Source organism: Saccharopolyspora galaxeae, assembly GCF_016526145.1.
In the GTDB taxonomy this organism is placed as follows: Bacteria; Actinomycetota; Actinomycetes; order Mycobacteriales; family Pseudonocardiaceae; genus Saccharopolyspora_C; species Saccharopolyspora_C galaxeae.
This window is the reverse complement of the sequence record NZ_JADDUE010000018.1, coordinates 39,834-60,934: the sequence shown is the minus strand read 5'-3', so window position 1 is coordinate 60,934 and position 21,101 is coordinate 39,834. Positions and strand designations below refer to the sequence as shown.

General features: G+C 69.7%; 19 protein-coding genes and 1 pseudogene. 8 read left to right on the top strand and 12 right to left on the bottom strand.

What is annotated here, in order from left to right:
• Positions 1-121: pseudogene (locus INP57_RS28070) on the top strand (IS481 family transposase); the annotation flags it as partial.
• Between the two features lie 5 nt (positions 122-126).
• Entirely contained in the window at positions 127-1,068 is a 942-nt protein-coding gene (locus INP57_RS28065) for a GntT/GntP/DsdX family permease (protein ID WP_200073391.1), read from the top strand.
• A 284-nt stretch (positions 1,069-1,352) separates the two neighbouring features.
• Here the strand turns inward: INP57_RS28065 and INP57_RS28060 are convergent, their stop codons facing one another.
• From INP57_RS28060 to INP57_RS29900, 6 genes are all read right to left on the bottom strand, one after another.
• Entirely contained in the window at positions 1,353-1,703 is a 351-nt protein-coding gene (locus tag INP57_RS28060) for a DUF4288 domain-containing protein (protein ID WP_200073384.1), read from the bottom strand.
• Between the two features lie 113 nt (positions 1,704-1,816).
• Positions 1,817-2,134 carry a hypothetical protein gene (locus tag INP57_RS28055; RefSeq protein WP_200073383.1) on the bottom strand — a complete coding sequence of 106 codons (318 nt, stop codon included), beginning with the start codon at positions 2,132-2,134 and terminating at the stop codon, positions 1,817-1,819.
• 122 nt (positions 2,135-2,256) lie between these two features.
• Positions 2,257-2,394, bottom strand: coding sequence for a hypothetical protein (locus INP57_RS28050; protein WP_200073382.1), 138 nt, complete (start codon positions 2,392-2,394; stop codon positions 2,257-2,259).
• A 369-nt stretch (positions 2,395-2,763) separates the two neighbouring features.
• Positions 2,764-4,146 (bottom strand): NAD-dependent succinate-semialdehyde dehydrogenase, encoded by a 1,383-nt coding sequence (locus tag INP57_RS28045; protein ID WP_233628511.1) that lies wholly within the window; start codon positions 4,144-4,146, stop codon positions 2,764-2,766.
• A gap of 206 nt (positions 4,147-4,352) precedes the next feature.
• Positions 4,353-5,549: an amidohydrolase family protein gene (locus INP57_RS28040; RefSeq protein WP_233628509.1), complete on the bottom strand. Its 1,197-nt coding sequence runs from the start codon at positions 5,547-5,549 to the stop codon at positions 4,353-4,355.
• Positions 5,550-5,575: 26 nt separating this feature from the next.
• Entirely contained in the window at positions 5,576-6,667 is a 1,092-nt protein-coding gene (locus tag INP57_RS29900; protein ID WP_233628501.1) for an MAB_1171c family putative transporter, read from the bottom strand.
• Between the two features lie 274 nt (positions 6,668-6,941).
• Here INP57_RS29900 and INP57_RS28035 point away from each other — a divergent pair, with 274 nt between their 5' ends.
• A complete protein-coding gene (locus tag INP57_RS28035) occupies positions 6,942-7,373 on the top strand; it encodes a nitroreductase family deazaflavin-dependent oxidoreductase (RefSeq protein ID WP_200073380.1) in 432 nt (143 codons plus the stop codon).
• Between the two features lie 135 nt (positions 7,374-7,508).
• Here the strand turns inward: INP57_RS28035 and INP57_RS28030 are convergent, their stop codons facing one another.
• The 3 genes from INP57_RS28030 to INP57_RS28020 all read right to left on the bottom strand — a co-directional run bounded on the left by INP57_RS28030 (position 7,509) and on the right by INP57_RS28020 (position 12,381).
• Positions 7,509-8,369 carry a dihydrodipicolinate synthase family protein gene (locus INP57_RS28030; protein WP_200073379.1) on the bottom strand — a complete coding sequence of 287 codons (861 nt, stop codon included), beginning with the start codon at positions 8,367-8,369 and terminating at the stop codon, positions 7,509-7,511.
• A 283-nt stretch (positions 8,370-8,652) separates the two neighbouring features.
• Positions 8,653-9,666, bottom strand: a complete 1,014-nt coding sequence (locus tag INP57_RS28025; protein ID WP_200073378.1) for a methyltransferase — start codon at positions 9,664-9,666, stop codon at positions 8,653-8,655.
• 360 nt (positions 9,667-10,026) lie between these two features.
• A complete protein-coding gene (locus tag INP57_RS28020; protein ID WP_200073377.1) occupies positions 10,027-12,381 on the bottom strand; it encodes an acetyl-CoA acetyltransferase in 2,355 nt (784 codons plus the stop codon).
• Positions 12,382-12,590: 209 nt separating this feature from the next.
• On the opposite strand from INP57_RS28020, the gene INP57_RS28015 reads away from it, so the two are divergent.
• The 3 genes from INP57_RS28015 (at position 12,591) to INP57_RS28005 (ending at position 14,352) form a co-directional block, all read left to right on the top strand.
• The gene (locus tag INP57_RS28015; protein ID WP_200073376.1) at positions 12,591-13,229 is read left to right on the top strand and encodes an MmpS family transport accessory protein; all 639 of its coding nucleotides are present in this window, start codon (positions 12,591-12,593) and stop codon (positions 13,227-13,229) included.
• A gap of 279 nt (positions 13,230-13,508) precedes the next feature.
• A complete protein-coding gene (locus INP57_RS28010; RefSeq protein WP_200073375.1) occupies positions 13,509-13,919 on the top strand; it encodes an HAD family hydrolase in 411 nt (136 codons plus the stop codon).
• Positions 13,920-13,938: 19 nt separating this feature from the next.
• On the top strand, positions 13,939-14,352 hold the full coding sequence (locus INP57_RS28005) for a DUF5313 family protein (protein WP_200073374.1): 414 nt from the start codon (positions 13,939-13,941) through the stop codon (positions 14,350-14,352).
• Between the two features lie 52 nt (positions 14,353-14,404).
• Here the strand turns inward: INP57_RS28005 and INP57_RS28000 are convergent, their stop codons facing one another.
• From INP57_RS28000 to INP57_RS27990, 3 genes are all read right to left on the bottom strand, one after another.
• Positions 14,405-15,166 carry an enoyl-CoA hydratase-related protein gene (locus INP57_RS28000; RefSeq protein ID WP_200073373.1) on the bottom strand — a complete coding sequence of 254 codons (762 nt, stop codon included), beginning with the start codon at positions 15,164-15,166 and terminating at the stop codon, positions 14,405-14,407.
• Between the two features lie 248 nt (positions 15,167-15,414).
• Positions 15,415-17,097, bottom strand: coding sequence for an NHL repeat-containing protein (locus tag INP57_RS27995; protein ID WP_233628499.1), 1,683 nt, complete (start codon positions 17,095-17,097; stop codon positions 15,415-15,417).
• Entirely contained in the window at positions 17,094-18,887 is a 1,794-nt protein-coding gene (locus INP57_RS27990; protein WP_200073372.1) for a flavin-containing monooxygenase, read from the bottom strand. The genes INP57_RS27995 and INP57_RS27990 overlap by 4 nt, the downstream gene beginning before the upstream one ends.
• Positions 18,888-19,060: 173 nt before the next feature.
• On the opposite strand from INP57_RS27990, the gene INP57_RS27985 reads away from it, so the two are divergent.
• Both INP57_RS27985 and INP57_RS27980 read left to right on the top strand, forming a co-directional pair.
• Positions 19,061-20,245: an ABC transporter substrate-binding protein gene (locus INP57_RS27985; RefSeq protein ID WP_233628497.1), complete on the top strand. Its 1,185-nt coding sequence runs from the start codon at positions 19,061-19,063 to the stop codon at positions 20,243-20,245.
• A complete protein-coding gene (locus INP57_RS27980; protein ID WP_200073370.1) occupies positions 20,242-21,036 on the top strand; it encodes a methyltransferase domain-containing protein in 795 nt (264 codons plus the stop codon). The genes INP57_RS27985 and INP57_RS27980 overlap by 4 nt, the downstream gene beginning before the upstream one ends.
• Positions 21,037-21,101 lie beyond the last annotated feature (65 nt).

The following is a 21,101-nucleotide window of genomic DNA, read 5'->3' as shown; positions in this document are numbered from 1 at the left end:
CCAACGCCGCAACGCCTTCGACCCCTGGCTACACACCTACAACCACCACCGCGCCCACACCTCCCTCAACGGCCACACACCAGCCCAACGCATTCACAACCTCACAGGGCAATACAGGTAGGCCAGATGTTCCTGCTGGGCCTCACCGTCGGCCTGCCCACCGCGCTGCTCACGATGTTCGCCTACGCCGGTCTCCTGCGCGTCATGAAGTGGACCCCCGAGCTCGACGAGCTGGCCGCCGACGACGACGAGCCGGTCGACAGCGGAACCCTCGCTCACGACGCCCCGTCCGAACAGCCCAGCACCGGGTCCGCCGCTTCCCGCAGCCCGAACCGCGAGCCGGTCACCGGTGAGTCCGGCGTGAGCGGGGCTCGAACCAGCACGCAGCAAGCGGTGCAGGAGGAGGCCGGTGCCACGCGGCGCGAACCAGCGCTGTTCGTGTCGGTCACTCCCGTCCTCGTCAGCCTGCTGCTCATCGCCGCAGGGGCTGCGGCCGAGGCGCTGTCGATCAAGTCCGCCACCGTGACCTTGCTGACCGACCCGGTCATCGCGCTGTTCCTGGGCGCCGGCCTCGCCTATGCACTGGCCAGCCGGGTCCGCCCGCGCGAGGAGATCAGCGCCGCCGTCGGCACCGCTCTGAGCCAGTGCGGCCCCATCCTGGTGCTCAGCGGCATCAGCGGCTCGCTCGGATCCATCATCGAGGGCTCCGGGATGGCCGACGTCCTCGGCAAAGCGTTCTCCACCGGCTTCCTGCCACCGCTGCTGCTCGTCTGGCTCGTCGCGGCCGTGCTGCACATCGCACTGGGGTCCATCTCCGTCGCGGGCATCACCGCGGCCGGCATCCTGGCACCCATCGCCGGCAGCCTCGACACGCCCGTGGTGCTCGTCGCGCTCGCGGCAGGCTCCGGTGCGCTTTTCGTTCCACACGTGAGCAGCAACTTCTTCTGGATGTTCCAGTCGCTGCTCGGCTTCACCACCCGGGGAACGGTCAAGACGCACGCCATCCCGATGACCCTCGCCTCGGTGATCTCGCTGCCGATCATCCTCGTGATGTCGCTGTTCGCGTGACGAGGTCGCTCGATCAGCACCGAGCCGGCTCGACGAGTTCGACCACAGTGGACAGACCACGTTCGTCTCGCGTGGTCTCGCGCGCAGGTGGAGCACTGCCGTTGGTGTCAGGACCAGGTCACGGCCGGGCGGTCGCCGTGCGCGGTCACCCGGTTCCGTCCCTCGTCAACGTCGCCGGTGGCTCGCCGCTACTGGTCGTCGGACACCGTGGCAGCGGTGGGTTCAGCTGCACCACGCGGACTCCCAGGTTCTGGTTATAGAGACCGAAAGATGAGCGCCGGCCCTCATTCGATCGAGCCGGACAGGAAGGGTTCGAAACTCCGATAAGCCTGGTAATCGCGGAAGTGCCGGGAATGCAGGTCCGCGTCCACGCCCAGGTCGGCCTCGAGCGCGGAAGTGACGTCGATGATGTGCTTGAGCTTCCACGTGATGGTCTCACCGGCGCGGTTGCGATAGCTGGTCTCGGCCAGCTCGCCCCGCTGCTCGGCCCGCCGCGTCGCCGCTTCCGGATTCGCCGCCCACAGCAGGACGACGTCCTCCCGGTAGAGCGGCACGTAGTCACTCGCGTCGCTCGCGGACTCGTAGAGCAGAATCGCGATGTACGGTTCGTTCCTCGCTTCTTCGTCCGGCGCCATTGCGACCCTTCTTCGGAGACGAGCAGCCATTTCCGGAGTTCGACCACTTCCGGGGCAGGACGTGCGCGGGATCGACTCCGCCGTCCCCGCGCACGTCGCGTGCGAGCGTGATGCTACTTCATGAAACGGCCGTCGTTCAGCAGCTTCCAGGCCGTCTTGTCGGCCTTCGACTGGCCGCGCTGGATGTCGCCGAGGCGCTGGGAGTAATGCGTACCGGGGAACTCCCGGTGAATGCTGCCCTTGCGGCACCGCTCGATGAAGCTCATGGCGATGTCCTCCGGGTTGTTCTTCGCCACGCAGTCCTTCGCGATCCCGGGCGCGGAAAGCGGTGCGGCTTCCACGCGCTCGATCGCGCCGGCCGCCGGAGCTGCACCGCCGAGCGCGAGCAGCACGATCATGGTCGACACGATCCAGTTGACTGGCTTCTGCATTCGAAACTCCAATGTGGAAAGCGACGGCATTGCCGACCGCTGACGCTAAGAGTCCGGAAGCTGCCGCAGAAGCTTTCCGCCGGGCCTTGGCAGTCACCCGTCAGTGCTGGCAGTCGATCTGATCAAAGGCTGAATGCAGTCTCCGGCACGTCCGTGACGCTCGACGGCCGGCCCAGCACGGCTGGTGGGGCCGGGTCCGCGCGGCCGAACTCCTGCCGCTGCTGCTTGGACAAGCCAACCGCCCGGTCTTCCTCGGCCACCGCATCACCACCTGACCGGTGACCGCACTCGCCGACACCCGATGCCCCATGCCGATCCCCGATGACGTCCCATGACCGGCTGGAGCTGCCCGCCGGGACCCCCGATCCCCTCGGCCCGGCGGGGCCGCCACGTTCGACGCGGGCCCGTCGAGCACCGCGGGCAGTTGCACATGGAGAACGAAGTCCGGGCGTGGAGAACCAGGAGGGCGGCAGGACCGCCGTCGGCGCAACGACGTGCGGCCCTGCCCGAGTTCCTGCACCACTACGAGCACCACCGACACCCACGGGCCGCCGGCCGCGTACCGGACATCGCAGGCCGACAACCAATTGCCGGACTTGATGGTGCTCCTCGTGGCCCCACGGGTGCGTCTACTTCTTGGTCGTGGAAGTCCGGCGCAGCCGGGTGTTGACGAACTCGCCCATGCCCCAGCGGCCGAGCTCGCGCCCGAAGCCGGACCGCTTCACACCACCGAAGGGCAGGCCGGGAAGGGTGGTGCCGTGCTCGTTGATGTAGGCCATGCCCACCTCGAGCCGGTCGGCGATCTCCTGGGCGCGCTCGATGTCGCTGCCCCACACCGAACCGCTGAGCCCGAAGCCCACGTCATTGGCCAACGCGACCGCCTCGTCGGACGAATCCACGCCATGGATCACGGCCACCGGTCCGAAGATCTCCTCGGAGTAGGCGTCCATGCCCTTGGTGACGCCGGTCAGCACGGCCGGACGCATGAAGGCCCCGTCTCCTTCCACCGCGGCGCCCCCGGTGTGCAGGGTGGCGCCCTGCTCGACCGCGCGTCGGACCTGTTCGACCACCGTGTCCCGCGCGGTGATCGACGACAGCGGGCCGACCTGCGTGCCCGGGTCCGTGGGATCTCCCACCTTCGCGGACTCGAAGGCATCGGTAATGATCGACACGAAGTCGTCGATCTTGCCGTTGTCCACGATCATCCTCTTGGGCGAGTTGCAGGCCTGACCGGTGTTGGACAGCCGTGCCTGCGCGGCGATCGTGGCGGTCCGCTCGATGTCACCATCGTCGAGCACGATCAGCGGGTCGGAGCCGCCCAGCTCCAGGACGGCCTTCTTCAAGTGCCTGCCTGCGGTTTCGGCCACCGACGCGCCTGCGCGCTCACTGCCGGTCAGCGAGACGCCACGAACGCGATGGTCGGCGATCATGTCGGCGACCTGGTCGTTGCTGGCGAACACGTTGATGTAGGCGTCCTCGCGCACACCGGCGGTGTGCACGATCTCGGCCATGACTTCCGACGACGCGGCACAGATGGCGGCGTGCTTGAGGATGATGGTGTTGCCCACCATGAGGTTGGGGGCGACGAACCGGGCCACCTGGTAGTAGGGGTAGTTCCACGGCATCACCCCGATCAGCGAACCGATGGGCCCGGTTTGGACCAGTGACTCCTCGGATCCCTGCGGATCGAGTACCTCGCGTTCCAGCAGGTCCGGTCCATGCTCGCCATACCAGCGGTAGATCGCCGCGGCGAGCTCGACTTCACCGACCGCCTCCTGCATCGGCTTGCCCATCTCGGTCGAGATGAGCTTGGCCAGCTCCTCCCGACGAGCGTCGTAGGCATCGGCAACCCGAATCAGCAGCCGCGCACGCTCGCTCGCCGGTGTCGCGCGCCAACGGGCGAACTCCGCGTCCGATCGGCTCAGAACCCTGGTGACAGCCGCATCATCGAGCTGGGCGAACTCCTGCTCGGTCTTGCCGGTGGTCGGGTTCAGCGTCACGTACGAAGACAACTGGTGTTCCTTTCCTGCGCCTGCAAAGAGGTGCTGAGCGACAGGGCACCGAGCACCCGCGGCGGCGGTGCCCCGTATTCCCGTTCCGTCCCGGGCCGGAATCCAGCAGTCGGCGACGAAACGACGTGCCCGCGCCCTGGTAGTTCACGGCAACGTCACGACGTTGATCGGATACCCCACCGCGTGATCAGAAAACATCAGTGGTGTCACTGCGGTGTCCGCCCTCGTGCGAGCACCAGCCGGCGGTGCCGGAGTGCGTCCAGGGACTCCGTCGGGTCGCCGTCGACGATGAGCAGGTCGGCGGCCAGGCCGGGAACGAGCGCGCCGGTGACCTCGCCGAGTCCGATGGCGGCGGCGCTGCGGACCGTGGCCATGTTCAGCACATGAGCCGGTGACATGCCGATCCGGTGGGTGTAGAGCTCAAGCGCGTCGGCGGGTTCGGCCCCGGCGGGTGAACGGATCACCCCGGTGTCGGTCCCGGCGATGAGTTCAACCCCGAACTCCGCGGTACGCGCGATGTTGCCCGTGGAGCGGGCCGCGATGTCCGGGCCGAGCGCCTGCACCAGCGCGGGCCAGTCCGAGGGCCAGGCCGGGCAGGCGCGGATGCCGCGAGCGGCCATGCGCTCGGCGATGTCCGGGTGCTCGTCGAGACCGCCTTGGCCGTCCAGGCGCATCCAAGTGCAGTGCTCGACCGTGTCGACCCCGGCGTCCACCGCCGAGCGGATGATCGCGGTGCCGTGCGCGTGCGCGGCGACCGGAAGCCCGCGCCGGTGGGCCTCGTCGACGATGAACCGCAGGTCCTCGTCGCTGAACTGGGCCTCCCACGGCTTGGGTGAATCGGGCGTGACGTGCCCGCCGGAAGCCATCACCTTGATCAGGTCGACGCCCTGCTCGGCCTGGCGGCGAATGTGCTCGCGGATCTCCGCGCGCCCCGCGACCGCGCCCCCGAGGAACCAGCAATGCCCTCCCGGAGTCGTCAACGGGGCACCGGCGGACAGGATGCGCGGACCGAACCGGTCGCCGCCGGCGATGGCCGAGCGCAGCCGCAGCGCCAACCCCGACCGGTCCCCGAGGTCGCGCACGGTGGTCGTACCGGTCGCTGCGATGCGGCGCGCGCGATCGGCCATCTCGGCCAGCAGCTGCTCGTCACCGACCTGCTGCAACGACTCGACGACCTCGGCCGTCCCGTCGAAGGCGAGGTGGACGTGCGCGTCGATGAGGCCCGGCAGGATCGTGCCGTCCGGGAAGTCCTCGCGGTCGATTCCGGGCCCGGCTCGCCGGGCCACCTCGTCCGTCGGCCCGGCGGCGACCACGGTGTCCCCGTCGATCAGCACGGCACCTTCGTCGATGCGGTCCTCGACTGGTCCGCGCAGCAGGGTTCGGGCGGTGAGCAGGCGTTGCAAGGAAGGGAACCTCGGAGTCGGGGACGTCAGCGGGCGAGGGACAGCGACAGTCGGCGCAGTTGTTCGGCGTCGGCTTCGGCGTCCTCGCCTTCCGCCGGCGCGGCGACGAGGACCGCGCTCGTCGAGCTCGGCACCACACCGTCCTTGCGCAGTTGGAGAGCCTCCAGCAGCTGCTCGGACGTGATGCGGCCCGGCTGCTGCGGATCCAACCCGACATCGACCAGGTGCGGGGAGAGCTGCACCAGCCCGTCCCGGCATTCGATCAGCCGCCGCCAGTAACGACGATGCAAGCCGGCGGGCGAGATCCGGTCGAACCACGGCGCCGGGCGCCGGTGCGTGTCGAGCGCGTCCGCCGGAAACGCCTCGTGCAAGACCTGCCACAACGGCTGCAGATCGTTGTAGACCCGGCGGTGCCGCCACCACACCCAGGCGGCGGCGAGCCGGGCCACCGCACCGGCCACGCACACCCCGAGCACGAACAGCCACAGCGACGGGCCGATCAGCTTGTTCACGACACCGGACGACGCAGGCGCGTGCGGGAACACGATCAGCACGGCCCGCAACCCGGACAGCGCTGCGAAAGCGGCCAGACCTGCCGAAGCCAGTCGCAATCCGAAACGGGTCCTGCGGGTGGATTCGCGGGCATAACGCACCGCCCACATCGCCGCCGCGCCGGTGGCATAGGCGAAGTAGGCGTTGCCGAGCACGTAGAAGACCAGCACCGTCGGATAGCGGGCGGAGGCCAGCGCAGGGCCGGTCGGGTAAACCGCATCCGGGTTCGGAGTGAGCACCACCGCCAGCGTCAGCACGCCCAGTACGGCCGCGAGGATCGCCGCCTCCCGCGCTGCCCTGCGCGCACCGGCACCGGCGGCGAACAGGAAGAACAGCAGCAAGCAACACCAGCTGCCGGCCAGCGCGTAATTCTTGATCAGCTTCTCGACCGCGGGAGCGAGGTGGAAGGCGTCGCGGAGGGCGGCCATGACCGCGGGGCTGTCCGCGGCCCGCAGGATCAGGCAGGCCACCACCGCTCGCAGCGCCGCACTGCCCGGGTCGCGCACCAGCCGGTAGATGAACCAGGCGGGCACGAGGACGAATGCGAACAACGAAGTCAGGCTCATACCCAGGTTTCCCGCTGGTCTCCCGAAAGGTGCTGCACACGGCCTGCAGCCGGTCGTGCTGGTGATGGGGCGACGGCTGCTTCGCGTCAGGGTAGTCATGACGATCTCGGTCCCGCACCGGTTTCGCGCGAAGCGTCCGGCTGGTCACCGGTGACGGCTGGACAGCAGCAGCGGCACCGCGGGGGCGGACTGCACCGACCGCTGCCTGCGCCCGCCCGATTCCCGACCGCGGATCCGCGGAATAACGGCGGCTCCGAGGTTGTTGATCTCCCACATGTCGAACGAGACCGTGGAGTTCAACCCCACCGACTGGGTGCGAGAACAGACGAAGAAGATCGTCGAAACCGGGACCACCGAGGGCCTCGACGTCCAAGGGTCACCGATCGTGCTGCTCACCCTGCGCGGCGCGAAGAGCGGCAAGCTGCGCTACACCCCCGTGATGCGGGTCGAGCACAACGGCAGCTACGCGGTGATCGCGTCCAAGGGCGGCGCTCCCGAGCACCCCAGCTGGTACTACAACATCAAGGCATACCCCGAGTTCCCGCTGCAGGACGGCACCGTGACCAAGGACTACGTGGCACGCGAGGTCGAAGGCGCGGAACGAGCCGAGTGGTGGGACCGGGCCGTCGCGGCCTACCCGTCCTACGCCGACTACCAGGAAAAGACCGACCGGCACATCCCGGTGTTCGTGCTCGACCCGAAATGACGAGCGTGCCGGCGGCATCCGTGCCGCCGGCTTCGCTGCGCCGACCACAGCGGACCTCCCGGCGCCGCGGGGAGAACGCCCGGACTGCGAGGCACGACCAGCACTTCGAAGCTACCGGCACGCCCCTCGCGGGAGTCACCTCAGCGCGGCGATCGCGCGCTCCAGCTCGGCACGTCCCTCGGCGTCGACCGAGTCGAGCGCCATCCGGCTCGTTCCGGCGGCGACGCCCTGCAACGCCAAGCCGGCCTTCATCCGCTCCGGATCACCGCGCACGGCATCGACGGCGATGTCCACCGCCGTCTGCAACCGGGATGCCGCCTCGTCGTCGTGCGCGCCCGCGGCGGCCTCGACGAACGGCTTGGGGAACACCGAGGCCACCCCGGACACGACACCGTCGACACCGTGCGCTGCCGCCCTGGCGACGTCCCGGTCGCCACCGGTGAACAGCTGGAAGCCGGGCGGAACCGCCTCCCGGTACGCGGCGACCGCCTCGATCGTCTCGCCGCTGATCTTGGCGCCGACGACGTTCGGCAACGCCGCGATCCGGGTGAGCAGCTCGGGTCCGACGGTGTTCCCGGTGCGTGCGGTGAACAGGTAGGCGTAGACCTCGAGGTCGTCGGCCGCGGCGGTCACCGACCGGTAGAACTCCACGATCGCGTCGTCCCCGGCGAGCAGGTAGTACGGGGTGATCACCGCGACCGCGCTCGCGCCCAGCTCGCGCACGTCCGCGATCAGCGAGCGGACCTGGAAAGCGCTTGGCGCGCCGACGTGCACCACTACCCGCTTGCCGCGCAGCACCTGGAGGCTGACCTTCGCGAGTTCGTGCCGCTCCTGCCTGCTCAGGCTCGGGAACTCGCCGGTGGTGCCGAGCACGAACGCCCCGTCGGTGCCGGAATCCGCGATGAACTCGAGGATGCGGCGCGAGGCCGCCAGGTCGACGGAGCCGTCCGGGGCGAAGCCGACGGGTGCGGCGGTCAGCACGATGGGCGCGGTCATCTCGTTCCTTCCGGGCCGATTTCGTCGGCGTGCGGCCGCGGCCGGCGAACCCCGCGGCTCGGGTGCCGACTCGGCGAGTCCGATCGAACCGGCGGCTTCCAGCGGCCGCCAGCCGCGGCTGGAAGAACGCGGCGTTCAGCGCACCCACGACCGCCCGCACTGGCGACGCGTTTCGGCGACCGTAGACGGTGCACGAAGTCGACCACAAGAGATCTCCGCGCCGGGGACGGTCGAGCGCGGCTGAGCCGGTAGGGCGACGGCGCATCCACTCCTGCCGCGGCGGCTATCCCGACTCCCGCTCGCCTTCCACGATCGACAGCGGTGTGGATGTGGGGATCACGCGCGTCACGGACAGCCCGGCACCTGCGAACACCGCTTCGAACTCCGCCTTGGTCCGCTCCTTGCCCGACAGCGACGTCATGAGCAGCATGTCCAGCGCTTTTCCCGGATGCGGCTCATTTCCCGCCGGGATGACCGCATCGATCACGAGGACGCGGGCGTCCGGGTCCATCGCCTCGCGGCACCGCGCCAGAATGCGCGTGCTTTCCTCGTCGTCCCAGTCGTGCAGGATCCGCTTGAGGACGTAGGCATCGGCACCGGGCGGCACCGCGCTGAAGAAGTCACCGATAACCGCTTCGCAGCCGCCGGAATGCCGGACTTCGCCGAGTCGATGTTGCGCGAGGACGTGCTCCTCATCGAAGAGCACGCCGTGCAGGTCCGGCGACTTCCGGAGGACTTCCACCAGGAAGCCGCCCTGGCCACCACCGACGTCGACCAGCTTCGAGCAGCCGGAGAAATCATAGTCCGCCGCGATCCGCCGGTTCTCCGAATCGGACATCGCAGCCATGCCGAAGTGGAAAGCATCGCCCGCTTGCTCGTCCTGGGCCAGCCAGTCGAAGAACGGCGCGGGAAAGACCTCCTCGAACCGCGTGGCGCCCGCGCGCACCGTCTCGTCGAGCAGTTCTGCGGGCTTCCAGAAAACCTGGTCGGTCAGCATCAGCACGGCCGAGCGCATCGAACGCGGCGCATCGGTGCGCAGCAACTCCGCCGATGGAGTCAAGTGGAACCTGCCCGCGTCGTCTTCGGCGAACACGTCCCGGGTGGCCAGGAAGCGAAGGAGCCGATGCAGGTACGGCCCGTGCACCCCCGCCGATTCGGCCAGTTCGTCCGGCTTTTTGGCCGATCCGGCGAGGTGGTCCGCGATGTTCAGCAGCGCGGCGGCGCGCAGCGCGGCCGAGTAGAAGTAGCCGACGCTCTGCTCGAGCAGCTGGAATTCCGGAGTTTGGGCACCGGACATACATTCTCCTCAGCGCCGACGAACACGACCGTCCATTTCCCGCGTTCATCTTCGCGAGCATCCGGACTGCACGTCAATGGCACCTTGCACTACCGGACGGCGTCAGCAGCACCTTCTCGCACACCGAAACCATCCACCAACTGCTCGGCATATTCCAAAACAACTATTCCCAGCCGAAAATCCGCACAACTGCGCGCAGCGAACACATCGGCGGCGAAAGCCGACTGCATCGCAAGGAGTGAGCGGCGGCGAGTTCGCGGATGAGCGCACCCGCTCCGCGCAGCTCGGCGAACGAACCGACGACCTCGCCGCATGGTTCCCTCCGTTGCTGGGCCGGGTTCGGTGCCGGAGCACGAGCGATCAGCGGTTGCGCCAGCGAGGACGGCGCTTCTCGGCGAACGCGGTGACGCCTTCGACGCTGTCCTCGCTGACCATCAGCTCGTCCCACGCGGGTGACGGGTGCGCGACCGCGTCGACGGTGTCGGCGATGCCCGCGGTCTCGTTCATGATCTGCAACGAGACGCGGACCGAGGTGGGTGAGCCGTCCAGGATCTCGGCGGCCAGCGCGCGAGCGCCCTCCAGCGCGGCGCCCGGGCCGACGACGCGATTGACCAAGCCGTGCTGCTGAGCTTCGGCCGCGGTGAGCCGCTTGCCGGTCAGGATCATCTCGTTGGCCAGCTTCGGCGGCACCGCGCGCGGCAGCCTGATGAGACCGCCGGATCCCGCGACGAGTCCGACCTTGACCTCGGACAGCGCGAAGTGCGCGGTCTCGTCGGCCACCACCAGCTGGCAGGCCAGCGCGATCTCGCAGCCGCCGCCCATCGCGTATCCGTTGACCGCGGCGATCACCGGTTTGGTCATGTCCCGGCGGCCGGTCAGCCCCGCGAATCCGTTCTTGGGCACCCACATCGGCTTGCCGGATGCGGAGTAGTGCAGGTCGTTGCCCGCGGAGAACGCCTTGTCCCCGGCACCGGTCAGGATCGCCACCCACAGCTCGGGGTCGGCGAAGAAGGCGTCGAAGACCTCGTCCAGTTCCTCGTTGGCCTGCGGGTGCAGGCTGTTGCGCGCCTCCGGGCGGTTGATCGTGACCTCGAGCAGGTGCCCGTCGCGGCGCACCAGCACGTGTTCGTAGTCCTCGCGCAGCACCTTCGGGCGCGGCGGGAACAGCGCGTCCATCCGCTGCTCGGTGGTGGTGACGCGGTTGCCGAAACCGAACGAGCGCGCGTAGACGCGGGCGCCGATGGGCTCACCGGTCGAGAGCAGGTCGAGGGTTTCGGCGTCTTCGGTCGTGGCGATGAACCGCCGGTCGTCGCCTTCCAGCCGTCCGATCACGATGCCGGTGCGGTGGCCGTCCTTGCCGTGCTTGACGGTGCAGGTCTCGACGGTGGCCCACCCGTCGGCCTGCAGCGCCTCCTCCGGCGCGGGCCAGGCGTCGATCTCGGCCTGCAACTGCGCGCTGCGGTCGCCGCGCCAGCCGGTGGGCGTGGTCGAGTACACCCCGGCCGAGTACTTGCTCAGCGACCCGCCGTTCGCCCCGACGAGCGCGTACGTGCCGGGGTCGGCGCGCAGGCGGGCGACGGCTTCGGCTATCGCGTGCATCGAGTAGTTGTTGCCCGCACCGCCGAAGAACGGCAGCCCGCCGGTGAGCGTGAGCCCGCGCGCGTCCGCCGGGTCCAGCCCCAGCCCGTCGCAGATGTTGAACACCGCGATCGGGAAGCAGCTGTAGAGGTCCAAAGTGGACACGTCAGCGATGTCGATCCCCGCGACATCCAGCGCGTGCCGCACCGCGAGCACCGAAGCGGGGCTGCTCGACAGATCGGCCCGCTCCATGAGCTCCCGCTCGCGCAGATCCGCGGTGCCGTGCAAGAACACCCACTTGTCTTCCGGTACGCCGAGCCGCCGGGCGGCGGCGATCGACATCAGCAGCACGGCAGCGCCTTGGTTCACCTGGTCGCGCGCGACCAGGAACCTCGGGTACGGATCCGCGATCACGCGGTTGCGGTCGGTGGGCGTGGCCAGCTCGGCCGCGTCGCGTTCGACCGGGGCGGCCGCGTGCGGGTTCGCGGCGGCGACCTTCGTGAACGGGGCGAACAGTTCGCCCATCGCGCGGGCGTACTCGTCGCGAGATTCCTTCAGCCGCGCGCGGCGGGCGTTGTCGAACAACGCGTACTGGCTCGGTGCGTCGGTGAGCCCGTGGGCGGCCAGGTGCCGGGTCATCAGCCCTTTCAGGCCGTAGCCGCGGTCTTCGAGGTCACCGTCGACGTGCTCGGTGAAATCGGGCTTGTCCTCGGCCCGGGCCAGGTGGCGGCTCGTGGAGATCGCCTCCGAGCCGAACGCGAGCGCGACCTCGGACTCCCCTGCCGCGATCGTCCCGGCCAGCTCCGTGACCAGGTGCTGCGGCGACTGCCCGCCCACCACTTCGAGGATCGCGCGGCGCGGGGCGGCACCGATGCGGCCCGCCACCGAGCGCGGATAGTTGTCGGACTTGCCCAGCGGCACGGGTGCGCCCGGTGTGGAGATCTCGAACTGGCGCACCCCGGCGACCGTGTCCACCGCCGCGGCCAGGCCGTCCGCTTGCGCGTCGCCCAGCGCCGCACGGGCAGCCTCCGCAGCAAGCTCTACCGGCGACATGCCCCGGTAACCGGGATCGTCGACGCGTTCCGAAGCTTGCCCTGCGCCGACGAGCACCGGAGTGCGTGGATCGAGTTCCCTCATGGATTCTCCTTGTTCCGCAGGCGAATTCGGTGCCCGCTCCGGCCGCTGCACGCTGCCACGTGACCACGACATCCTGCCTCGACGGTCTCACCGGCCACCTCGTCGACTTCCTGCTCACCCGCAGCCGGGGGTGAGCACCGCGACTACGAAACGGATTTGACCATGTGTATAGAGTGATCAACCGAGGAAACCTGACAGAGGGGGACGGTTTGACCTATCCGCAAGCACCGCAGCAGTACCCGCCCGCGCAGGCACCGGCGCAGGAGAGGTTCCGAGGCTTGGCCTGGGCGGGACTGATCCTCGGCATCGTCGGGGTCTGCGGCTCGATCCTGCCGATCTTCAACAACCTGACGGCCGTGGCCGCGTTCGTCGGCTTGATCCTGGCCGTCATCGCCGTTTTCGGGACCAAGAAGGTCGTTGCCGCGATCGGCGCAGCGCTGTGCGTGCTGGCCATCGTGCTGACCGTGGTCGTGCAAGCGGTGCTGGTCCAGCAGCTGGACAAGACGATCAACGGAGCCGGGACCGGCGCACCGAACCCGATCGACACCGAACCCGCGACACAAGGCGCTTCGGGGACGGTTCGATACGAAGTCACCGGGAGCGGCGACGCGATGAGCCTCTCGTACGGCACCGGCAGCGGGCAGTCCCAGGAGAGTTCGCCCGAGTTGCCGTGGTTCAAGGAGCAGGCCGCGTCGGACGGCTTCGACGTCTACATGTTGACCGTGCAGAACGGCAGCGACGGCGGGGACATCAAGTGCAGGCTCACCATCGACGGCGAGGTCGTCGCGGAGAACACCAGCACCGGGCCCTTCACGTTCGCGTCCTGCACGGGCAACTCGGGGCCCTGACACCGGGGACCGGCGAGCTCAGGCCCGTTTCTCCGGCGGTGAAATCGGCGAGTTCCGACGCAACAGCGAGCCCGCGCCGATCGGCCTCCGGCTGCGACTGCGCGGTTCCGGCTAGCAGCCGGCACACCCCGTAAGCCGAATCGCCTCGTGGCGGCAGTGCGAGGGTGCCGCGTCCCGGATCGTCGACCGGGCAGCCGATCGACCAAGCTGTGCGCCGGACACGGGAGGTGGACATGGCAGCACCGTTCGAGGTGGCGACCTTCGACAAACTTCGGGACGTTGACCGACTGGGAAGGCGGTGTCGCGCAGTTCCGCTACGGGCTGGCGCTGCGCAACAGTGACACGGCGTCGCTGCGCAACGGCGACCGCGAGTCGGTGCCCGGCATCGAGCTGCGCGACCAGTGGGAACGGATCCAGTTCGACATCCTCGGCCGCAGCTACCGCAGCTACAAGCCCGACCCCGAGTTCTTCCGGCAAGCGCTCGAACGCATCGGGGTGACCCCGGAGCGGATCCGGCACGTGGCGTTCGGCTTCAAGTACGACAACGCGCCCGCCAAGCGGTTCGGGATGCGCACCGCCTGGATCAACCGGCACGACGAGCCGCAGCCGGCCGGTGAACCCGCCGATCACACCTGGCGCGACCTGTGGGGCCTGGCCGGACTGGCGGACGGGCGGCCGGTGCCGGACTGAGCTCGCTTAACATGTCGTGGTGGCGATCGACCGTCCGAATCCGCTGCTGTGGCTGTACTACCAGTACGGCGGCACGCTGCCGGAGCGCTACCGCGACTGGGTCCTGCACGACGCCACCTGCCGCACGTGGGTGCTGCGGGTGTGCGTGCGCGGGATGTTGTTCATCGCTCCCCTGGCCGCGGTCCTGCTGATCGCGCTGTACTGGATGAGCGGGTCCTGGGCGCTGGCGCTGGGTCCGGTGCTGCTGGGATTGCTCGTGGTGCTGCGCATCGTGCTGACGAGTTCGGTGGAGAGCGTGGACGCGCGGTTGAACAGGCACGGCTTTCCGCCCGGGCACGGCTCGGCGGTCCGCGGCCGGATGGACGAGCAGGCCGCCGAGCGCTACCGGGCGATCTACCGCGCCGATCCCGGCTCCGGCACCGATTCGCGGTAGCAGCCGCCGCGCTCCGCGTCCTGCCAGCCGCGAACCGGTGTCCACTGAGGACTCAGGTCACCGGCCCGGGACCGCTCCACCGCGGCGCGCGCTTCTCCGCGAACGCCGCCAGGCCTTCCTGGTAGTCCGGCCCGGACTCGATGCGCTCCTGCGCCCGCGCGGTCGCCGCCCAGCCGGTGTCGTCCGCCTCGGCCCACTGCTCCTCGAGCGCTTGCAGGGTCGCGCGGACGGCGGCCGGTGAGGCCGCGCAGATCTCCTCGGCCATCGCGAGCGCGGACTCCACCGCCGCGCCCTGGTCGGCGAGCCGGTTGACGAACCCGATGTCGTAGGCACGGCGGGCATCCAGTCGCGCACCGGTGATCAGCAGTTCCCGCGCGACGTTCAGCGGCAGGCAACGCATCGAGCGCAGCAGCGCGCCGGAGGTGGCGACCAAGCCGCGCATCGTCTCCGGCAGCCCGAAGGACGCCGCATCCGAGGCGACCACCAGATCGCACGCCATCGCGACCTCGAAACCGCCCCCGAGCGCGAGCCCCTCGACCGCCGCGATCAGCGGCTTCGTCCGGCTGCGGCGGACGAGGCCGTACTTCCCGCCGCGTTCGGTGGGCCCACCTGAGCCGGAAACGATGTCCGTGCCCGCGCAGAACAACTCCGGCGTGCCGGTCAGCACGCCCGCCCAGATCTCGTCGTCGTCCTCGAACCGGTTCAGCGCTTCGTCGAGTTCGCGGGTGGTCACGGCGTCGATGGCGTTGCGCTTCTCGGGCCGGTCGATGCGGATCACCGCGACCCGGCCGCGGGTTTCGGTGCGCACGTTCATCGGCCGGACTCGTTCAGCAGCGCTTTCTGCGACACGTTCTGCTCCTTGCTCGAGAGGTGGGTCGGGACACGCGGAGCTGCGCAACCCCAATCAGACACCGCGCAACCCCAATCAAACACCGGGCAACCCCATCAGACACCGGCTGTCGGCAGAAGACCGCGGCCCTGCCGAACAGCCCGCATGCGCACGCGTGCCACGATCAGAACCCGACCACGGGAGGCGCAGCCGATGACCACAGGTGACGGGGCTCAGGCCGTTGGCGGCGGCCGCAGCCTCAGCACGCTTCCTTCGCCGTTGGCCGCGACGAGCACCGAGCCGTCCGGCGCGACCGCGAGATCGGCGAACGCGGGCGGCCGGTAGGTCATCCCGCCGCCGTCGGACGGTTCGGCCCCGCCGGGTGGCAGGCCCACCGCCAAGTCCTCGGCCTCGATCGTGCTCGCGCCCGTGCGCAGGCAGATCCGGCGCAACCACCGATGCTCGACCTCGATCACCAGCAGTTCGTCGCCGAGCACGGCGATCCCCTGCGGCTCGCCAAGCCCGTCGGCCACGACGACCGGCTCGTCGTCGAGGCGCAGCACCTGCCCGCGGCGGTCGTCGCTGACGTAGCAGGCACCGGCATCGTCGACGGCCACGCCCACGGGATGATCGAGCCCGTCGGCGAGCACCTGCACCTCGTCCGACTCGTCGAGGCGCAGGACCCGGCCGGAGCCCGATGCGGCCACGACGACCTCGCCGCCCGGCCCGACCGCGATCCCCGTGAGCTCGCCCAGACCCGAGGCCCTCCGCCGCGTGGATCTGCGCTGCGGGTCGTAGGCGTGCACCTCGCCCGTCACCGTGCTCAGCGCGAGCCCGTCGCCGTCCGCGGCGGCACAACGCGCGAACGTGGGCATTCCGCCGCCGACGACGTCCACCGAAGCGACGGCGCCGGAATCGGTCGTGCGCGCCAAGCTGAAGTGGTCGACCGCGTAAACGGTGCCGCCGCAGCCCGCGGCGATCCCGTACGGGCCGTTCAGGCCGCGCCGGACGATCTCCCGGCTGCGCCCGTCCTGCTGCACCTGCATGACTCCGCCGTGCGCGAAGCTGGACACGAACATCCGGTTCTCGTCGTCGAACGCGGCGTTGTCCAGCCCGCCGATCCCGGTCACGACCTCGGTCCGGTTCCCGGAAGCCAGGTCGATGCGGGTGATCAGCCCGGCCGGTCCGGTGGAGAGCACCACCAGCGTGCCCGCGCGGTCGAACCGCACCGCGACCGGTGAACCGACCTCCGCGGCCAGTTCGGGAACGCCGCCGTCCGGAGCGATCCGCCAGACCTGGCCGGTGCGCATGTGCGGGTAGTACAGCTTCCCGTCCGGGCCGATCTGCATCGCGTTGCCCATCGCCAGGCCGCCGGTCAGCAGCGCGGGTTCGGCACCGGATCCGAACAGCTCGACCAGCTCTCCGTCCGGGCGCATCTCGTTGACGAACAGCCGGTCGCCGAGGCAGGTGATGCCGTTGGGCAACCGGACCGAACTCGCCACGAGATCCAGCTCGCCCGCCGCGTCGCGCCGCCACACCCGGCCCGGCGCGATGTCGGCGATGTACATCTCGCCGCCCGCGCCGAACGCGACGTCGTCGGGCGTGCGAACCGGGCCGTCCTGCCCGACCACGACCTCCACATCGCCCGAAGTCGTGTCCACCGCGCTGATCTGTCCACCTAGGACCTGCGCCACGTGCAACCGCCCGTCGGGGCCGAATGCGATGCCGTTGGCGCCCCAGAGCCGGTTCGGCTCGGTCAGCCTGGCCACGTCCCAGCGGGTACTGCGCGGTGTCGAACTTCCGGCAGTGCCGAAGCGGGAAACTGTGCCGAAGCGGGCAGCGGGGCCGGAGCGGGAAGTGGCGCCGAATCCTGCGGCGGCACCGGAATCGGTCGCCGGGGTGAACTCGCTCGTCATTCCGGCAGCACCTCCGCCAGGCCGGACCCCGCGCGCCAACTCCGCATCAACTCGGCGAACTCGAGGGCGTCGCCGGTGTACGACTCGCGCACCGGCGGCGGTTTGCCTTCGTTGTTGTAGTAGCCCGGGGTGCACTCGGCCTGCACCTTGTTCGGGCGCGCGGACCGCCGGATCGACTCGGTCCACTCGCGCTCCGCCGCCACGCTGGGCTCGACGTAGGGTGCCTGGCGCTTTTCCGCCTCCGCGATCACCGCGCCGATGTGCGCGGCCTGGTCGTCCAGGACGTGCGCGAAGTTCACCGCCACCGCGTTGTGCGAGAGCCCCATGCAGAACAGGTTCGGGAAGCCGTGGCTGGTGAAGCCGTGCAGCGTGCGAATCCCACCGCGGAAGTGCTCGGCGAGCGTGCGCCCGCCCCGCCCGCGGATCGGCGGACCGGAGAACGCCGGGTGCGCGCGGCCGATCTCGAAACCCGTCGCGAAGATCAAGCAGTCCAGCTCGTACTCGACACCGCCGCTGACCGCGCCGTTCGCGGTGATGCGTTCGACACCACGCCCCTCGGTGTCCACGAGGGTCACATTGGGCCGGTTGAACGCGGGCAGGTACTCGTCGCTGTAGGTAGGCCGTTTGCAGTCGTGCCGGTACCACGGCTGCAGCGCCCGCGCGGTCGCATCGTCGTCCACGATGGACTCCACTCGGGCGCGGATGTCGTTCATCTTGCGGAAATCGGCGATCTCCCTGGCGAGCTCGCGCCGCTGCGGATCGTCGATCTCCCGGTCGTCCAGCTTGGCCAGCTCGGCCTGGAAGTGCCGGGTGAGATCGCCCCACCGGTCGCCCACCACGTCCGCGTCCGCCCGGCCCGCGACGACGGCGAGGAAGTTGTCCCGGCGCCGCCGGTGCCATCCCGGGCGCAGCGCGCCGGCCCACTCCGGATCGGTGGGACGGTTGCCGCGTTCGTCCACAACGGACGGTGTGCGTTGGAAGACGTACAGCCGCTCGGCGTCGGCCGCCAGGTGGGGCACGCACTGGATGGCCGTGGCACCGGTGCCGATGACCGCGACCCGCTTGTCCGCGAGCCGGTGCATCCCGCCGGTCTGGTCGCCGCCGGTGTAGGCGTAGTCCCAGCGGCTGGTGTGGAAGGTGTGCCCGCGGAAGCCGTCGATGCCGGGAATCCCGGGCAGCTTCGGGCGGCCGAAGACTCCGCAGGCGAACACGACGTAGCGGGCCGTCATGCGGTCGCCGCGGTCGGTGGTGACCGTCCAGCGACCCCGTTCGGAGTCCCACTCCGCACCGGTGACCTCGGTCTGCAAGCAGGCTTCGCGGTAGAGGTCGAAGGTCTCCGCGATGGCTTGGGCGTGCCGGTGGATCTCCGCGCCGCAGGTGTACTTCTCGGTCGGCACATAGCCGACCTCCTCCAGCAGCGGCAGGTAGATGTAGGACTCGATGTCGCAGCGAACGCCCGGGTAGCGGTTCCAGTACCAGGTGCCGCCCACGTCGCTGCCGCGCTCCACGATCCGGATCGAGCCGAGCCCGGCCTGGCGCAGCCGCGCGCCCGCGATCAGGCCGCCGAATCCGCCGCCGACCACCACCGCGTCCACGTCGTCGACGCAGGGCTGCCTGGTGAACTCCACCGCGTGCGGATCGTCGACGTAGTAGCCGAAGTCGCCGGTCGGCTCGATGTACTGCGCCGAGCCGTCCGGGCGCAGCCGCCGGTCGCGTTCGGCGCGGTACCGCGCGCGCAGCTCCTCCGGGTCGAAGCCGAGCCCGGTGCAGGCGTCCGGCTGGTCGGTCATGCGACTGCCTCTTCTCTCCTCGATCCGCCACACCGGCCGGGCCGCGCTGGATGGCGCAGGACGCGTCCGCTGGTGCTCGCCGCCCATTCCAGACCTACCGGACACCAGGTTTTAAGTCAACCGACTGATTTAATATTTCGAAACGTGTCGATTCGTGCACGCAATGCGATAAATTGCCGGCGGCAGCCGGCCGCGGCGAAACTTCCGCGAACGGCGGGAGAACATTTCCGCCGTTCGCGCCTGAATTCCACCGGCGCAAGAAACGGCAAGCGGGCCGGCCGCGGCCCGCGAATGCGGCAAGTTCGGGCAAGGCCGCCGACGTGAAATCTGTCATGTTTCCCAGCGCCGCCGTAACGTGGCATTCTCGGCACCCGATGAGCGCGAACCGACCCAGCCGCCGAACGTTGTTGGCCGGCACTCTCGGCGCATTCGCCATGACTGGCTGTGCCACCTCGCTGGGCAGCACCCGAAGCGGCACGGTTCCGCGCACCGAGGGCATCGAGCAACCGGAACTGCTGGTGGGGGCGCTGCCGATCGTGGGCGCAGCGCCGCTGCACCTCGCCGCCCAGGAAGGCCTATTCCAGCAAGCCGGACTGAACGTCCGGCTGCAACAAGTCGCCAGCGGCGCATTCGCGGTCCCCGAGCTGCTGTCCGGGAAACTCGATATCACGTTCAGCAACTACCCGTCGTTGATCCAGAATTTCGCGGGCGGCGGCCCCGCCCGGATCATCGCCGAAGGCAGCCGGGCCGCGCCGGACAACTTCGCGGTGGTGGCCGAATCCGATTCCGGGCTGAACGAGGCGGCGGATCTTGCGGGCAAGACCGTGGGCGTCAACGCATTCGACAACGTCGCCACGCTGACCACGAATGCCCAGCTGCAAACCGCGGGAATCCGCCCGGATCAGGTCCGCTACGTGCAGCGCGGGTTCCCGAAGATGACCGACGCCCTGCTGTCCGGCGACGTCGACGCGGCGTTCCTGCCCGAACCGTTCCTGTCCGCGGCCGAAGTGCAGCACGGCGTGAAACGCCTGGTCGACCCCACCGCGGGCGCCGCTGCGCAGATCCCGATCGACGGATACGGCGCGCTGGCGCCGCTGATCGAGAAGTGCCCGAACACGCTGCGCGCGTTCCGCTCCGCCCTGCGCGAGGCGCAACGCCGCTGCCAGAACCCGTCGACGCTGCGCACCGTGCTGCAACGGGACCTGAAGATCGACGAGCGGATCTCCGCCGTGCTCTCCCCCAGCCGATACCCCCTCAGCACCGACGTCACGAGCCTGCAGCGCGTGGCGACGCTGATGGAGCTGTTCGGCAACCTGCAAGCACCCCTCGACATCGGACCCATGGTGATAGCCGCATGACCGCCGGATTCGACCTGCACACCGGATTCCGCGCGCCCGAGCGGGGCAGCGCCGACACGCTCGCGCAGTTCCTGCACACCGTCGACCGGCTGCCCGGGATCCAGCGGATCCACCGGGCGATGCGCGAGGCGATGGACCTGCGTGACGGCGAGGTCCTGGTCGACTCCGGCTGCGGGCTGGGCATCGAGACCGGCAGGCTGGCCACCGACCACCCGGACGTCGCGGTGCGCGGCACGGACCGCAACGAGAAGCTGCTGACGCAGGCGCAGGAGCGGTTGTCGACGCGGAACCTGAGCTGGCACGTGCACGACCTCACCGAACCCGGCGAGCTCGCAGGCTCCGCGGACGTGGTGCGCACCGAGCGGGTGCTGATCTACCAGGACGATCTCGGGGCGGCGGCCGAGAAGCTGCTGCGGCTGCTGCGCCCGGGCGGGCGCTTGGTCAGCTTCGAGCTCGACTACGGCGCCATGCTGCTCCCGACGGGACCGTTCCGCCCGAGCCTGGTGGACGAGATCGTCGAGATCATGCGGGACTCGCTGCCCCAGGCGTGGGCGGGCCGCCGGTTGCCCGCGCTGCTGGCCGAGCGCGGTCTCGCGGTCACCTCCGAGCCGTTCAGCTTCGGGGTCAACCAGCAGGTGTGGCAGCGCATCGTCGGGGACACGTTGCGCACCCACGCAGCGGACCGGCCGGAGATCACGGAGTGGCTGCACCACCACGAGACCTCCGGCGAGGTGGAGCTCTCGGCCGCGTTCACCGGCGTGCTCACCAGCGCCCGGCTCGAAACCCGCTGACGCTGGGCGACTGCGTTGATCGCTCCGGGCCCCTGAAAAGCTGTCCGGGCCTCTGAAAAAGCTGT

What these genes read in the sequence shown, in the direction of transcription:
- INP57_RS28055 (WP_200073383.1), bottom strand. Translation starts at nt 2,134, where the DNA reads ATGCAGAAGCCAGTCAACTGGATCGTGTCGACCATGATCGTGCTGCTC.
- INP57_RS28025 (WP_200073378.1), bottom strand. Translation starts at nt 9,666, where the DNA reads ATGTCCGGTGCCCAAACTCCGGAATTCCAGCTGCTCGAGCAGAGCGTC.
- INP57_RS27990 (WP_200073372.1), bottom strand. Translation starts at nt 18,887, where the DNA reads ATGACCGACCAGCCGGACGCCTGCACCGGGCTCGGCTTCGACCCGGAG.
- INP57_RS27995 (WP_233628499.1), bottom strand. Translation starts at nt 17,097, where the DNA reads ATGACGAGCGAGTTCACCCCGGCGACCGATTCCGGTGCCGCCGCAGGA.
- INP57_RS28065 (WP_200073391.1), top strand. Translation starts at nt 127, where the DNA reads ATGTTCCTGCTGGGCCTCACCGTCGGCCTGCCCACCGCGCTGCTCACG.
- INP57_RS28030 (WP_200073379.1), bottom strand. Translation starts at nt 8,369, where the DNA reads ATGACCGCGCCCATCGTGCTGACCGCCGCACCCGTCGGCTTCGCCCCG.
- INP57_RS27980 (WP_200073370.1), top strand. Translation starts at nt 20,242, where the DNA reads ATGACCGCCGGATTCGACCTGCACACCGGATTCCGCGCGCCCGAGCGG.
- INP57_RS28060 (WP_200073384.1), bottom strand. Translation starts at nt 1,703, where the DNA reads ATGGCGCCGGACGAAGAAGCGAGGAACGAACCGTACATCGCGATTCTG.
- INP57_RS29900 (WP_233628501.1), bottom strand. Translation starts at nt 6,667, where the DNA reads ATGAGCCTGACTTCGTTGTTCGCATTCGTCCTCGTGCCCGCCTGGTTC.
- INP57_RS28020 (WP_200073377.1), bottom strand. Translation starts at nt 12,381, where the DNA reads ATGAGGGAACTCGATCCACGCACTCCGGTGCTCGTCGGCGCAGGGCAA.
- INP57_RS28000 (WP_200073373.1), bottom strand. Translation starts at nt 15,166, where the DNA reads ATGAACGTGCGCACCGAAACCCGCGGCCGGGTCGCGGTGATCCGCATC.
- INP57_RS28035 (WP_200073380.1), top strand. Translation starts at nt 6,942, where the DNA reads ATGTCGAACGAGACCGTGGAGTTCAACCCCACCGACTGGGTGCGAGAA.